Origin of the sequence: Halogeometricum sp. S3BR5-2 (assembly GCF_031624635.1) — an archaeon.
Classification (GTDB): domain Archaea; phylum Halobacteriota; class Halobacteria; order Halobacteriales; family Haloferacaceae; genus Halogeometricum; species Halogeometricum luteum.
Map to the genome: position 1 here is coordinate 88,053 of NZ_JAMQOQ010000005.1, position 13,558 is coordinate 101,610.

A 13,558-nucleotide genomic window follows, 5' to 3' on the forward strand; every position below is an offset into this window, starting at 1 on the left:
CAGGGGACGCATGAAGGAGATTCTGACGAGCATCGAGATAGCCGCGGCGCCCGAGCGAGTGTGGGACGTGCTCACCGACTTCGAGGCGTACGACGAGTGGAACCCGTTCCTCCGCGTCGTCGGACGACCGAACGTCGGAAGCCGGCCGCGGGTGCGATTGACGCCGCCGAACGGCCGTTCGATGGCGTTCCGTCCCGAGGTGACCGTCGTCGAACCGAACCGCGAACTCAGATGGCTCGGTCACCTGTACGTCTCGGGGCTGTTCGACGGCGAGCACCGTTTCGTCCTCGAACCGCTCGACGGCGGGGCGCGGACGCGGTTCGTCCACGCCGAGACGTTCGGGGGCGCCCTCGCCGGTCCGCTTCTCTGGATGGCCCGCGACGACACGCGGGCCGGCTTCGAGGCGATGAACGACGCGCTGAAGCGCCGCGCGGAGTCGGACGCCGTCGTCGGCGGAGCGACGGCCGCGACGGCCGCGGAGTGAGCGTCGTCGGCACGTGGGCGGAGCGGCCGCGTAACGGTTAATCGGGCGCGCGCCGACGTTCCCGGCGATGGTCGACAAAGACGCCGTTCGTCGGTCGTACGACGAGTTGACCGACGCGTACGCCGCACAGCGGACGGAAGACGGCCGAGACGCGGCTCTCCTCACGACGTTCCTCGATTCGCTTCCCGACTCCCCCCGCGTCCTCGACGCGGGGTGCGGGCGGGGGACGCCGGTGCTCTCGCGGGCGAGCGCCAAGGGGGACGCCGTCGGACTCGACTTCTCGCGGGGGCAACTGCGGGCGGCGGCGGAGAACGCTCCCGGGGCGTCCCTCGTCCGCGGGGACATGGCGGCGCTCCCCTTCGCGGACGACGCGTTCGACGCCGTCGTCGCCTACTGGTCGCTCATCCACCTCCCGGCGGACGAACACCCGGCGGTCCTCGACGAGTTCGCGCGGGTCCTCCGCCCCGGCGGCCGGGTGCTCCTCTCGGAAGGGACGACGGCGTGGGACGGCGAGAATCCGGATTGGCTCGACACGGGCGTTCCGATGGAGTGGAGCATCGCCGGGGCGGCGGCGACGCGCGAGCACCTGCGGGAGGCGGGGTTCGCCGTCGTCGACGAGTGGGGAACCCGGTCCTCTCTGAAAGCGGACCGCGCGGAGGAGGCCGAGGACCGGACGCCGTGGACGTTCTTCGCCGCGCGACTCGAATCGTAGTTCGACGCGCCGCTCAGTTCCCGGTCCAGCGCAGGAGGAACAGCGTCCCCTCGAACAGCGTTATCATGGTCACCGCGATGATGATGGGCGCCATCCCCGTCGGGTCGGGACTGACGAAGAACGCCAGTCCGAGGAAGGAGGCCCAGAAGATGAGGCGGCGCTGGACCAACCACTCCCGCGTGACGAGGTTCATCATGATTGCGAGCATGATGAACAGCGGAATCTGGAAGATGACGGCGTTGTACCCCATCAGGATGAGGATGAGGTTGAACGTCTCCTTCAGGCCGAAGGCGACGACGGCCGTCCCGGTGGTGTAAGAGGTGAAGTACGCGAAGATGGCCGGGAGGACGATGAAATGTGCGAAGGCGACGCCGACGAAGGCGAGGATGAGACTCGTCGGCACGGCGGCGAGGTAGTAGCGGCGCTCCCGGGGGAACAGACCGGGGCGCATGAACAGGTACGTCTGGTAGACGAACACCGGCAGACCGACGATGAGGCCGGCGAGACCGGCCACCTTCAGTTCGGTCAAGACGAGTTCGAGGGGGCCGTACACCCGCGGCCGGCGGTCGACTATCTCCGGTGCGCCGGGGATGTGTCGGTTCCACAGGAAGTTGATGACGTCCGCCGAACTCACGAAGTTCAGGTTGAGCGCCGAGTTGGCCAGGTCGGCGCCGGGGTAGAGCAGGAGGGTGATGAGGCCGCCGACGAGGAACACCGCCGCGAGGCGGTTAACCATCTCCTCGATGTGCTCGGCCAGCGGCATCTCCTGGTCGGACTCCGGGCCGTCGCCGAACATCCCCTCGTCGACATCGTCGTCCGCGAAGTCGTTTCGGGACTGCCCGGGAGCGGTGGAGGCGGAGGCTGAGGCGGGGGCGCCGCCGTCGGTGTCGGCGACTGCTCCCTCCCCGACCGGTCCGTCGTCGGACACCTCCCGTCGCTCGGCCGCCTCGGTGTCGGGGTACTCGTGGCCCTCGGGCCAGAGGGGTTCGTCGGCGTCGTCGGAATCGTCGGAATCGGAGCCGTCGGCGCTGTCGGCGTCGGAGTCGTCGGAGGACGAGGTGGCATCCGTCTCCCGGTCCTCCTCCGGCGGCGGGACGAGTCCCTCGCGTTCGAGGTTCACGTCGTCCACCTCGTCCGGGTCGACCTCCGCGCCGGGGCGGCCGTCGGACGTCGCGGCGATGTCGGGGCCGTCGTTCGCGTTCCGGTCCTCGTCTTCGTCCTCGGAGTCGCCGTCGGTTCCGTCGGCTTCGTCCGCGTCCGCGTCCGCGGCGTCGGTGTCGGTACCGCTTCCGTCGGTCCCGTCCTCCCTCGCGTCCGCGTCGTTCTCGCCGGAGACGAAGCCGTCGCTCTCGGCGTCGTCCGCATCCCCGCCTCCGTCGGTCGGCGTCTGGGACGACTCGGTCTCGTCGGCGTCCGGGGTCGAATCGTCGGACTCGTCGGGGTCCGTCGGCGGACGCTCCGACTCCGAATCGTCGGCCATTCACCAGAGATTCACTCGCCGGTTCTTATAGGCCTTTCCGGATGGCCGCGCCGGCGGGACGCCGCGAGCGACCGCGCCGACCGTATGAAAAAGATTGATAACCGCGAGTCGGCTTTCGTCGGGTATGTCTAGCGCGTTGGACGGCGATACTCGCCGCGCACTCGACGAGGGTCGAGAGACCGCGGGGGCGATGCTCCGCGCGGCGCAGAAGGACCTCCAGAAGGTCTTTATCGTCTTTCTCGTCGGGTTCCTCGGTACGTTCTACGCGCTTCGGCTGTACGTCTGGGGCTTTCTGAAGGCCATCACGCGGCAGAACATGCAGCAGACCATCAGCGAGGAGGTGCAGATCATCGCTCAGACGCCGTTCGACGTGGTTCTCCTCCAAGCGAAAATCGGGATGGTGACCGGTCTCATCGTCGCCGCGCCCGTGTTCATCTACTTCTCGCGCGACGCCCTCAGAGAGCGCGGCTACTGGCCGGAATCGCCCGTTCCGCGGTGGAAGCTCGCGCTCGTCGTCGGCGGGATGGTCGCGCTGTTCGCTCTCGGCGTCGCCTACGGCTACCTCTTCTTCTTCCCCATCACCTTCGCGTTCCTCGCGCAGAGCACCGTGAACATCGGCTTCGCGCCGACCTACTCCATCGTCAAGTGGGCGCAGTTCATGTTCCTGCTCACCGTCTCGTTCGGGCTCGCGAGCCAACTACCGCTCGCGATGACGCTCCTGTCGTACACCGAAATCGTCCCCTACGAGACGTTCCGCGACCAGTGGCGCTACGCCGTCGTCGCCATCTTCCTCGCCGGCGCGCTGTTCACGCCGCCGGAACCGTTCACGCAGATTCTGTGGGCGATTCCGGTGCTGACGCTGTACGGGTTCAGCCTGTACCTCTCGAAGGTGCTCGTCACGGCGCGGCGCGGGAGCGAGCGAATCGACGTGCGCGCCGGCGTCTCGAAGCGCTGGAACGTCGTCGCCGGCGCGGGCGTCCTCGGCGGCGCGGCCGTCTACCTGTTCTACACCGTCGGCGGTCCCGCGGCCGTCGACGGCGCACTCCGCCTCGCCGGGAGCGACTACCGCTTCCCCGCCCTCGACGGGATGCTCGGTCTGCCGGCGCAGAGCGCCCTCCTCCTCCTGGCGGTTCTCGGCGGCCTCGTCTTCCTCGTCCTCGGCGTCTGCTACGCCGTCTACAAGGACTTAGAGGAGTCGGTCGGACCGCTCGAACGCGGCGTCGGCGACCCCAGTAGCATCGACGTCCGCGAACTCGACACGGCCGGCGTCCGCGCCGCGCCGCCCGAGGCGTTCGCCGACCTGAGCGAGGAGGAGGCGATGGCGATAGCGGGCGACGCGCTCGACGAGGGCGACAACGAACGAGCGCAGGCCGTCCTCGACCGGTTCGACGAGGCCGAGGCGACGCGCGAGGCCGAAGAGCAGGGCGGAGAGGGGACCGACGACGAACCCGGCGAACTCGAAGACCGGGCGACGCGCGCCGGCGGGACGCTGTTCGAGGGCCTCACCGACGGCGAGACGGACGAGGACGACATCGGCGGCTACTACAAGGACATCTCGTTCATCGTCGAGTCGCTCACCTCGAAGACGTTCTGGATCGTCGGCGTGTTCATGACGACGATGGCGCTGGCGTTCACGGCGCTGTACGTCGGCGGTCTGCGGGTCGTCTACGAGCAGTTCCTCAGCCGACTCCCCGCGCAGGTGACGCCCGACGAGGTGCTGAACGTCGTCGCCCTCCACCCGATGGAGGCGCTTCTGTTCATGGTGAAGTTCTCGGTGCTCGTCGGCGCCATCGTCACGCTCCCCCTCGTGGCGTTCTTCGCGTGGCCCGCCCTGCGCGAGCGAAACATCGTCCGCCGTCGCCGCCGCACGGTGTTCCTCTGGACGGGGTCGCTCGTCGGCGGCCTGCTCGGCGGGTTCGTCCTCGGCTACTTCTACGTCGCCCCCGCGGTCATCTCGTGGCTGGTCAACGACGCGGTGCAGTCGAACATGATAATCTCCTACCGCATCACCGACTTCTTCTGGCTCATCTTCTTCACCACGGGCGGCATCGGCATCCTCGCCGACATCCCCATCCTGCTGTTGCTGCTCAACGGGTCGGGCGTCTCCTATCAGTCGCTCCGCGGCCGCTGGCGGGAAGTGACCGTCGGCGTCCTCGCGTTCGCCGCGGTGTTCACGCCCGCCGGCATCCTGACGATGTTCCTCGTCACGATTCCGCTGATGGCCGCCTACGGCATCGGACTCGGCCTCCTGTTCGTCGTCACCTTCGGGGGGCGACGCAACCTCGCCCCCGCCCGGACGACCTGAGGCGGCGGTGGGAAGGCGGCTCTACTGAAATCCTCCGCTGTTGATATTTTCCCGAGGCAGTGCCGAACGGAGCGTGCGCATCGGTCGCTGATACGACACCGGCGCGAGAGAATCGCTCGGAACGGGGGAGCTACAAATCGTTCAGTGCACCTAAATTAGCATTCGGTCTCAAGTAACAGTTTGCTACTTAGTGACAACATTTACCCGTATCCGCCGTCGACGTTGAAATACGGAACCAGGACCGCACACTGTGCGTTTGCGCCCCAATCATGAAGGGGCCGTCTGAACCGGGATACCCGGTCGAGCAGGCAGTCTCCTCGTTCTTCTCGCGTGGTCGTCACGCGGAGCCCACCACACGGCACACACGTTCCGCAACGCCGACCAGTCACACATGAGAGAAGCCACGCCCTCAGCCCGCGAGACGCGTTTCACATCTCGACTGTCAGAAACACCGTTTACTCGGCCCGTTCCTCCCTCGGAGGTGCGGGCCCGATGAGCGTTGTCGTCGAGTTCGCGCTCCCCGCCGAGTCGTTCCCGTTCGGACGGTCGACCAGCGGAGACCCGAGCGTCCGGGTCCAACTCGAACGTCTCGTCCCGCTCAACAAGTCCCGCATTCCCTTCCTCTGGGCGACGGGCGAGGACTTAGAGCAGTTCGAACGGCATCTCCGCGAGAGCGAGGTGGTCAAGCGCGTCGAGGCAGTCACTCGAGTCGGCAACAGCGTCCTCTATCAGACGGAGTGGGACACGGACAAGGAGACGTTCCTGAACGGGATCAGCGACCAGGACGGGGCGATAATGGAAGGCCACAGTAACTCCGAGTGGTCGTTCACCGTCCGCTTCCCGAACCACGCCGCCCTCACCGGATTTCACCAGTTCTATCAAGCGCACGACTACCCCGTTCGCATCGACCGAGTGTACTCCCCCGGCGAAGCTTCCCGAAGGGAGTACGGCTTCGGACTCACGCCCGAACAGCGCGATACGCTGATGATGGCCGTCGAAGACGGGTACTTCTCGGTTCCCCGGGGTACGACCCTCAGCGAGATTGCCGACGAGGTGGGCGTCACCAAACAGGCGGCGTCCGAACGCGTCCGGCGCGGGACCGAGACGGTGCTTCGGAAGGCGCTGATTGGTCTGATTGCTGATGACTTTGAGCCGGCGGACGAAGCGTGATGCTCGATTGACTTAAAGAAACTTTCTATGTCCGGCACGAAAACTCCGGACAGAACATGTCAGCCTGACAGTTGAATAGAAGGGATGGACTACCTGGGGACGATGCGAACGAAAGAGCCCACCCCCGATTCGGCCTTCCAGTGCCTCGCCAACGAACGACGGCGGTGCGTCCTCGACTACTTTCGGAACAGCGACGGCGATACCGCGTCGTTCGGCGACCTCGTCGACCACGTGATCGAACGGGAGGGACCGTCGTCGACGCCGGACAGAGAACAGGTCGTCATCGACCTGTACCACCGCCAGCTTCCCGTACTGGCCGACCACGGCGTCATCGACGTCGATGGCCGGGCCGAGCGGGTCCGGTACAACGGCGACGAGGAGATAGAGACCCTGTTGGGCCGCGGGCGCCGCGGGCCGAACGTCCCTGCGGGGACAGTGGACAACTGATGCCCTGCCTCCAGCGTGCGGCGTCGCGTCTCGCTTGACGAACGCTACCGGCGATTGACCGCTCAACAGTCACCTCGTACAACAATGTCAAAGACGACACCAGGATGGCCGGAACGGGATGGAATGGTACTCAGACACTGCTCGAACTGCGGGGGGGAACGAGAACACAAGATTTCGCTGACGATTACGGCGGCGATACGGCGGGACAACGTGAAGCCGGAAAACCAAAAGTGCGCCAGAACGCCCCATCGAGTCTACGAGTGCGCATACTGCGGTCACGCGCAACCCGAACGAGTGTAAACGGTTACACTGTCGCAGACGTTGGCACTACTGTTTCTCGGTTCGGTCCCACTCAGCGGTTGGTTCGGCGCGGGTGAGATGAAACGAACGAACCCGCAGCGATGCATGCGTCCTCTCGATTCAGCACGCGGAATCTCTCGAGCGACGAGTGTTTCAACAGAGCCGATGGGGTGAAGATTCTCACAGTCCGCTCGGACGCCGATGTCGCCCCGCCGACAGACCATTGAAAAGCCGTAAATATGCGCCTGAGAATCCACGAGTATGTCCAAGATAAGCGTCGAGATACCCGACGAACTGCTGGCGGACTTAGACGAACACGTGGGCGACGACAAGAAGTTCGTCAACCGCAGCGACGCCATCCGCGCGTCGGTCCGCAAGACCCTCGACTTGCTCGACGAGATAGACGCCCGTCACGACCGGATAGACGATGAGTGAGCGGGGGTTCGAAACCGGACAGGTCGTCCTCCTCGCCCTGTTCGTCACCGCCCTGACGACGGCGCAACTCACGGCGTCGAAACTGCTCGCCGTGCCCGTCCCCGACGCTATCGGGACGCTCCCCGTCGTCGGCGCGACGGTGCTCATGCCCGGCGCGGCCGTCGCGTACGCGCTGACTTTCTTCGCCTCGGACTGCTACTCGGAACTGTACGGCCGGCGGCCGACGCAGGTGATGGTCAACGTCGGTTTCGCGATGAACTTCGTCCTCCTCGCCCTGGTGTGGGTCACCATCCTCCTGCCCGCCGCCGACCCCGAGTTCGCCGGGCAGTTCCGAACCGTCCTCGCCTCGGGGACGAACGTCGTCGCCGGGAGCCTCCTCGCGTACCTCGTGAGCCAGAACTGGGACGTGGTCGTCTTCCACCGCATCCGCGCGGCGACCGGTCGGGACCACCTGTGGCTTCGGAACGTCGCCTCGACGGCGAGCAGTCAGGCCATCGACACGGTCCTCTTCGTCCTCGTAGCTTTCTCCGTCGCGCCGCGGGTGCTCGGTATCGGCGACGCCCTCCCGTGGAGCGCCCTCCTGTCGCTCATGGTCGGCCAGTACCTCCTGAAACTGCTCATCGCCGTCGTCGACACGCCGTTCGTCTACGGCGTCGTCGCCGCCCTCGGCGGCGGCCGCCCCGACGAGCGTGACCCCTGGGCGCTGGAGTAACACGGATTCTGACCGGTCAGCGGGGAAGCTAACTATCTTATGCAGGACGGTATCGTACGGCATACATGGCCGTAGAGCGACGCGTTCGCCTGACAGAGGGGGACACGATGGAGAACGGGCTTCGGTGCCCGGAGTGCGGAACGTACACGACCATCTCGGACATCATCGCGACGGGGCAGTGCCGGCGGGGCGGCGGGCGAGGGGAGTGCGATGTCCGACTTCACGTCGACGTGGTCGTCGAGGGGTGACGGGCGGGGAGAGCGTCGGAAGGCGAGAAGCGACGAGCGACGAACGAGGAGCGGACGGCGGCGGCGACGTCCGTCGGCGCGCCTACTCGTCGACGACTTCGGCGAACCCGAAGTTCGGCTTCAGGTCGGTGACGCGGACCCGAACCTCGTCGCCGGCCTCGGTGTCGGGGACGAACAGCGTGTAGCCGTCGACCTTGGCGATGCCGTCGCCCTCGCTGCCCACGTCGTCGACGACGACGTCCAGTTCCTCCCCCTCGGAGACGGGCGCAGTGATGCGGTGTTTGCCCACGAGGTACTGCTCGGAGGACTCGTCGCGCGAGGCGTCCGGGCGGACCGAGCGGACGTACTGGAACTCTTTCTCCATATCGGCGCGAAAGTCCGCGAGGTCCTGTCCGTCGAACACCTTCACGGCGAAGTCGCCGCCGGCGGGCAGGAGGTCCAGTGCCACCTCGAACGCCTGTCGGGCGAGGTGGATAGAGCGGGCGTGGTCCAGCGAGTACTCGCCGGTCATGTTCGGTGCCATGTCCGAGATGACCACGTCCGCTCCCTCCGCGCCGATTCGCTCGCGGAGTCGCTCCTTCGTCCCCTCCTCGGTCATGTCGCCCTTGATGGTCTCGACGTTCTCGGCGTCGAGGTCGCGGATGCGCTGGAAGTCGACGCCGACGACGGTGCCGCGGTCCCCGACGGCCTCCGCGGCGACCTGAAGCCACCCGCCGGGGGCGGCCCCGAGGTCGACGACGGTGTTGCCGGGGCCGAACAGCCCCGTCTCCTCGTCCAACTGCTGCAGTTTGTACGCCGAGCGGGTGCGGTACCCCTCCTGTTTCGCCTTGTTGTAGTAGTGGTCCTTTCGGGCCATGGTCGGTTGCCTGCTCTACTCGGTTCAGACGGATAGGGATAGCGGGACGGAACGCGCGTGCGACGCGATTTCACGCGTTCTCGCGTTCACGCTCCGCGTCGCTCCGCCGGCCGCGGGGATTCGACCGATGCCGACGGCGAGGCGCCGGCGCTACGCGGGCTTTCTCGCCTCGATGGTCGCCGAGACGATGTACTCCTCCAGGGGGAGCGAGTCGTCCCACTCGCCGATGAACTCGGCGCTCTCCTCCTTCGGGGAGATGTCCACGTCCTCGAACCCCGCGTCGGCCAGCATCGCGTCGAGGTCGTCGACGGTCGACGCGCCGGCGACGCAGGCGGCCACGGAGTCGGGGTCGTGGCGGACGCCCTCGGGGAGCGACGCGGTCAGCACCACGTCGGAGACGGCGAGTCGGCCGCCGGGGCGGAGCGCCCGGTACGCCTCGCGGAACACCCGCGGTTTGTCCGGCGAGAGGTTGATGACGCAGTTCGAGACGACCACGTCGGCCGCCCCGTCGGACACGGGCAGGTGCTCTATCTCGCCGAGGCGGAACTCGACGTTCGTCGCGTCGTTCTTCCGGGCGTTCGCGCGGGCCTTCTCGACCATCTCGGGCGTCATGTCGACGCCGACGACGCGCCCCGACTCGCCCACCTCGCGGGCGGCGAGGAAGCAGTCGAACCCGGCGCCGGACCCGAGGTCGAGAACCGTCTCGCCGGGTTCGAGGGCGGCGAGGGCGTTCGGGTTGCCGCACCCGAGTCCGAGGTCCGCCCCGTCGGCGACGGCGGCCACGTCGTCGTCGGTGTAGCCGAGGGCCGTCGAGTCGGCGCCGTCCGTCGCGTCGGGGTCGGCGTCACAGCATCCGCCCTCGCCGCAGTCGGACGAGTCGGAGTCCGACTCGGCCGCGGTGTCCGACGCGGTATCGGAGGCGGCGATTCGGGCGTAGCGCTCGCGGACGGCGCGTCGCTGTTCGTCGGGGTCGAGGCCGGACGTCGCCTCCGCCGCGTCCGCCGACCCGTCGTTCCGGGCGTCGCTCATGCTCCCTCCGCCCTCGCCTCTATCTCGTCGAACAGGGCGACGACCCGCTCTTCTATCTCGTCGCGGACGGCCCGCGCGTCGTCCTCGTCGGCGCCGTCCGGGTCGTCGAGCGCCCAGTCGCGCACGTCGACGCCCGAGGAGGTGTCGAGTTCGAGCGTCGAACACCCCATCGTCGCCACGAAGTCGCACGTCTCCAACTCCGCGGTGGATATCTCCCGCGGGGTCCGGTCCGAGAGGTCGAACCCCTCCTCGTCCATCAGTCGGACGACGACGTCGTGGACGTGGTCGGCGGGGTGCGTCCCGCCGCTCAGAATCTCCACGCGGTCCTCGAGTCCGCGGCGGTCGCGCTCCCGTTCGGCGAAGGCGGCCGACATCTGGCTCCGACCCGCGTTCTGCACGCAGACGAAGGCGACGCGGACGGCGTCGACAGGGTCCTCCTCGGGGGCGGCGCGGTCGGCGTCGCTCATCGTTCCTCACCCCGCGTGGCGTCGAGGGCATCGACGAGTTTCGTCGCCCGCTCCGTCGGTCGGTAGTACCGCCACGTCCCCTGCTTTCGGCGCGAGATCAAGCCGGCCTCGGCGAGGTCCGACAGCGCGTGGCTGACGGCGCTGTCGCTCACCTCGAACCGCGGCGTTATCTCGCAGACGCACAGTTCCTCCTCGGCCGCGACGAGGAGCCTGACGACCCGATAGCGGGTGTCGCTCCCGAGCGCTTTCAGCGTCTCCACGTCGCGCTCGACCGTCCGGTCGTTCACCCCCGTCGAACCCACGTCCGCCGTCCCGCAGCAGTCCCCGCTCTCCTCGACCGCCTCGCCGTCGAACTTCGCGCCTTGTACCATATCTGAATAGATGAACAGATACTCATATAGGTGTTTTGTCGCCCGAAAAAGACAGAGCGACCGACAGGACGGAAGGGAAGTGGGGAGGGGCAGGCGAGAACGGACGGGCGCAGGAGAGGAACGGACGAGGGGAGGAGAGATGGGAGAGCGGCGATGCCTCGCGTGGGCGTGCGAGAACACACTTAGTGAGCGGGCGAATCAAGGGTATTTTTATGCCCGCTGTCGTAGCTGAGTCCACATGTTCAAGGCCATCGTGAGCGCCTCCACGCTCCGGGACGCGCTGGATTCGGTGAGCGTGCTCGTCGACGAGTGTAAGATCCGACTGAACGAGGACGACCTGTCGATTCGGGCGGTCGACCCCGCGAACGTCGGCATGGTCGACCTGACGCTCGACGCCGCCTCGTTCGAGTCCTACGAGGCCGACGGCGGCGTCATCGGCGTCGACCTCTCGAAACTCGAGGACTTCGTCGGCATGGCGAACTCCGACCAGTTGGTCGAACTCGAACTCGACGAGGAGACGCGGAAACTGCAGATTCGCATCGACGGCCTCACCTCGACGCTCGCGCTCATCGACCCCGACTCCATCCGGCAGGAACCGGACATTCCGGACCTCGACCTCGCCGCCGAAATCGTCCTCGAGGGCGCGCAACTGGACCGCGGCATCAAGGCCGCCGACATGGTCTCCGACCACGTCCGCCTCCGCGTCGACGACGAGGAGGACTCGTTCCACATCCAAGCGCAGGGCGACACCGACGACGTCGACTTCCAACTCGACGCCGAGGACCTCATCGACCTCGCCTCGGGGACGGCCGACTCGCTGTTCTCCTTGGACTACCTGAAGGACATGAACAAGGCCATCCCGAAGGACGCCGAGGTCACCATGGAACTCGGCGAGGAGTTCCCCGTGAAACTCCACTACCGCATCGCCGAGGGGCAGGGCAACGTCACGTACATGCTCGCCCCGCGCATCCAGAGCGACTAGGCGGGCGCGTCTCGGGGCGTTCGACCGGTCCTCGCTCTCGTCTCACTCTCTCCCTCTTTCTCTCCGACCCGGTCCCCGCCGCAGTCGTCCGCGGCGCCCTACGTCGTCCTACTTCGACTCGTTCGGCGCCGAGGGCGGCGTCGCGACGCCGAGCGCGCGTCCCGCGAGGATGGCGACGATGGGGAGCGCCAACAGCGCCCCGGCGACGAACGGCGACCAGTAGACGAGGACGTACAGCGCCGCCATCAGCGGCGGGCCGACGGTCCGTCCGAGGCTGCCGGCCCCCTGCGTGACGCCGAAGGCGTTCCCCTGCCTATCGGCCGGCACGGCCCGCGAGACGAGCGCCGACAGCGCGACGTTCAGGAGGCTGTTGCCGACCGAGAGACAGGCGAGGACCGTCAGGAGCACCGCCACGGGGCCGGTGAACCACGCCGGGCCGACGCCGGCCAGCGGAACGGCGCCGCCGACGATGTGCGAGAAGGGTATCGCGGCGAGGGCGGCGACGAGGAGGACGGCGCCGGCCAACGCGATGCGGCGCTCGGGGTAGCGCCGCGAGAGGCGGCCGACGAGGACGCCCTGATTCAGCACGCCGAGGACGCCGATGTAGGTGAGCAAGAGCGCCGTCTGCGTCTCGTCGTAGCCGAACAGGTCGGCGGCGTACGGGATGAACATGACCTGCACGCCCGAGAACGCCAAGGAGACGAGGAAGAAGGCGACCACGAGGCCGCGCAGCGACGGGTCGCGCAGGGCGGAGGTAAACTGGCCGACGAGCGTCGTGCGACCCGCCGTTCCGCGCTGTCTGTCGGGTTCGGGGAGGAACGCCGCGGTGGCGGCCAAGGCGAGGAGACTGAGACCGGCGGCGACGAAACTCGGCAGGGAGAAGCGCGTCGCCGGCACGAACGACGGGAACGCGGACCGCGCGAACGCGACGGCGGCGTCGCTGGCGGCGGCGCCGCCGATGGCCGGGCCGAAGACGAACCCGAGGCCGAACGCCGCTCCCACTAAACCGAGGGCGGCGGCGCGGCGTTCGGGGGTCGTCACGTCGGCGATGTACGCCTGCGCGGTGGCGATGTTGCCGCCCATCGCCCCCGCGAGCATCCGGGAGGCGAACAGCGTCGAAAGCGCCGCCGTCGTCCCGAGGAGGAGTCCGACTTCGGCGGCGAGGCCGAAGACGGTCCACGCGACGACGTTGCCGAAGAGGGACAACATGAGGACGGGTCGCCGGCCGCGCGCGTCCGAGAGGCGGCCCAGAAGCGGCGCGAAGAGGAACTGCATCAGCGAGTACGACGCCGCGAGCAGTCCGATGAGCACGTCGCTCACCGCGAAACTGCGGACGTAGAACGGGAGGACGGGGATGACGACGCCGAACCCGAGCAAGTCGACGAACACGATGGCGACGACGATGGCGAGGGCGCGGCGGGGGGAGTCGACCGTCTCCGCGGCGGGCGTCGGCGCCCCGTCTCCGCTCGTCGCCTTCGATTCGCTCACGGCGGAGAGACGGCCGGGGAGAACTAAAAGGGCGCGAGCGGCGTGCGAGCGGTGCGCTCGGGAAGAGACGAA

General features: G+C 67.6%; 16 protein-coding genes. 10 read left to right on the forward strand and 6 right to left on the reverse strand.

The features are described from left to right. The first annotated feature begins 10 nt into the window (after positions 1-10). Complete coding sequence (locus tag NDI79_RS17050; protein WP_310929840.1) at positions 11-484, forward strand: SRPBCC domain-containing protein; 474 nt, start codon at positions 11-13, stop codon at positions 482-484. A gap of 67 nt (positions 485-551) precedes the next feature. Continuing rightward, positions 552-1,196 (forward strand): class I SAM-dependent methyltransferase, encoded by a 645-nt coding sequence (locus NDI79_RS17055; protein WP_310929841.1) that lies wholly within the window; start codon positions 552-554, stop codon positions 1,194-1,196. A gap of 13 nt (positions 1,197-1,209) precedes the next feature. Here NDI79_RS17055 and tatC read toward each other — a convergent pair whose 3' ends face one another. Next, positions 1,210-2,676, reverse strand: a complete 1,467-nt coding sequence (tatC, locus tag NDI79_RS17060) for a twin-arginine translocase subunit TatC (protein ID WP_310929842.1) — start codon at positions 2,674-2,676, stop codon at positions 1,210-1,212. A 124-nt stretch (positions 2,677-2,800) separates the two neighbouring features. Between tatC and NDI79_RS17065 the strand changes: the two genes are divergently transcribed. The 7 genes from NDI79_RS17065 (at position 2,801) to NDI79_RS17090 (ending at position 8,293) form a co-directional block, all read left to right on the forward strand. Further along, on the forward strand, positions 2,801-4,981 hold the full coding sequence (locus NDI79_RS17065) for a twin-arginine translocase subunit TatC (protein ID WP_310929843.1): 2,181 nt from the start codon (positions 2,801-2,803) through the stop codon (positions 4,979-4,981). Between the two features lie 492 nt (positions 4,982-5,473). After that, a complete protein-coding gene (locus NDI79_RS17070) occupies positions 5,474-6,151 on the forward strand; it encodes a helix-turn-helix domain-containing protein (RefSeq protein WP_310929844.1) in 678 nt (225 codons plus the stop codon). A gap of 102 nt (positions 6,152-6,253) precedes the next feature. Next, positions 6,254-6,598, forward strand: a complete 345-nt coding sequence (locus NDI79_RS17075) for a DUF7344 domain-containing protein (protein ID WP_310929845.1) — start codon at positions 6,254-6,256, stop codon at positions 6,596-6,598. 123 nt (positions 6,599-6,721) lie between these two features. Then, positions 6,722-6,898, forward strand: a complete 177-nt coding sequence (locus NDI79_RS23780; RefSeq protein WP_484494547.1) for a DUF7835 family putative zinc beta-ribbon protein — start codon at positions 6,722-6,724, stop codon at positions 6,896-6,898. A 261-nt stretch (positions 6,899-7,159) separates the two neighbouring features. After that, positions 7,160-7,333: a ribbon-helix-helix domain-containing protein gene (locus NDI79_RS17080; RefSeq protein WP_310922219.1), complete on the forward strand. Its 174-nt coding sequence runs from the start codon at positions 7,160-7,162 to the stop codon at positions 7,331-7,333. Further along, complete coding sequence (locus NDI79_RS17085) at positions 7,326-8,045, forward strand: queuosine precursor transporter (protein ID WP_310929846.1); 720 nt, start codon at positions 7,326-7,328, stop codon at positions 8,043-8,045. The genes NDI79_RS17080 and NDI79_RS17085 overlap by 8 nt, the downstream gene beginning before the upstream one ends. Positions 8,046-8,110: 65 nt before the next feature. Continuing rightward, positions 8,111-8,293, forward strand: a complete 183-nt coding sequence (locus tag NDI79_RS17090) for a hypothetical protein (RefSeq protein ID WP_310929847.1) — start codon at positions 8,111-8,113, stop codon at positions 8,291-8,293. Positions 8,294-8,375: 82 nt separating this feature from the next. Here the strand turns inward: NDI79_RS17090 and NDI79_RS17095 are convergent, their stop codons facing one another. The 4 genes from NDI79_RS17095 to NDI79_RS17110 form a co-directional block, all read right to left on the reverse strand. Beyond that, positions 8,376-9,149: a 23S rRNA (uridine(2552)-2'-O)-methyltransferase gene (locus NDI79_RS17095; protein WP_310929848.1), complete on the reverse strand. Its 774-nt coding sequence runs from the start codon at positions 9,147-9,149 to the stop codon at positions 8,376-8,378. Between the two features lie 150 nt (positions 9,150-9,299). After that, entirely contained in the window at positions 9,300-10,178 is an 879-nt protein-coding gene (locus NDI79_RS17100) for an arsenite methyltransferase (protein WP_310929849.1), read from the reverse strand. Then, on the reverse strand, positions 10,175-10,645 hold the full coding sequence (locus tag NDI79_RS17105; protein WP_310929851.1) for an arsenate-mycothiol transferase ArsC: 471 nt from the start codon (positions 10,643-10,645) through the stop codon (positions 10,175-10,177). The genes NDI79_RS17100 and NDI79_RS17105 overlap by 4 nt, the downstream gene beginning before the upstream one ends. Continuing rightward, the gene (locus NDI79_RS17110) at positions 10,642-11,016 is read right to left on the reverse strand and encodes an ArsR/SmtB family transcription factor (RefSeq protein ID WP_310929852.1); all 375 of its coding nucleotides are present in this window, start codon (positions 11,014-11,016) and stop codon (positions 10,642-10,644) included. The genes NDI79_RS17105 and NDI79_RS17110 overlap by 4 nt, the downstream gene beginning before the upstream one ends. Before the next feature lie 238 nt (positions 11,017-11,254). Between NDI79_RS17110 and NDI79_RS17115 the strand changes: the two genes are divergently transcribed. After that, positions 11,255-11,998 (forward strand): DNA polymerase sliding clamp, encoded by a 744-nt coding sequence (locus tag NDI79_RS17115; RefSeq protein WP_310929853.1) that lies wholly within the window; start codon positions 11,255-11,257, stop codon positions 11,996-11,998. A gap of 108 nt (positions 11,999-12,106) precedes the next feature. Here the strand turns inward: NDI79_RS17115 and NDI79_RS17120 are convergent, their stop codons facing one another. Continuing rightward, on the reverse strand, positions 12,107-13,486 hold the full coding sequence (locus NDI79_RS17120) for an MFS transporter (RefSeq protein ID WP_310929854.1): 1,380 nt from the start codon (positions 13,484-13,486) through the stop codon (positions 12,107-12,109). Positions 13,487-13,558 lie beyond the last annotated feature (72 nt).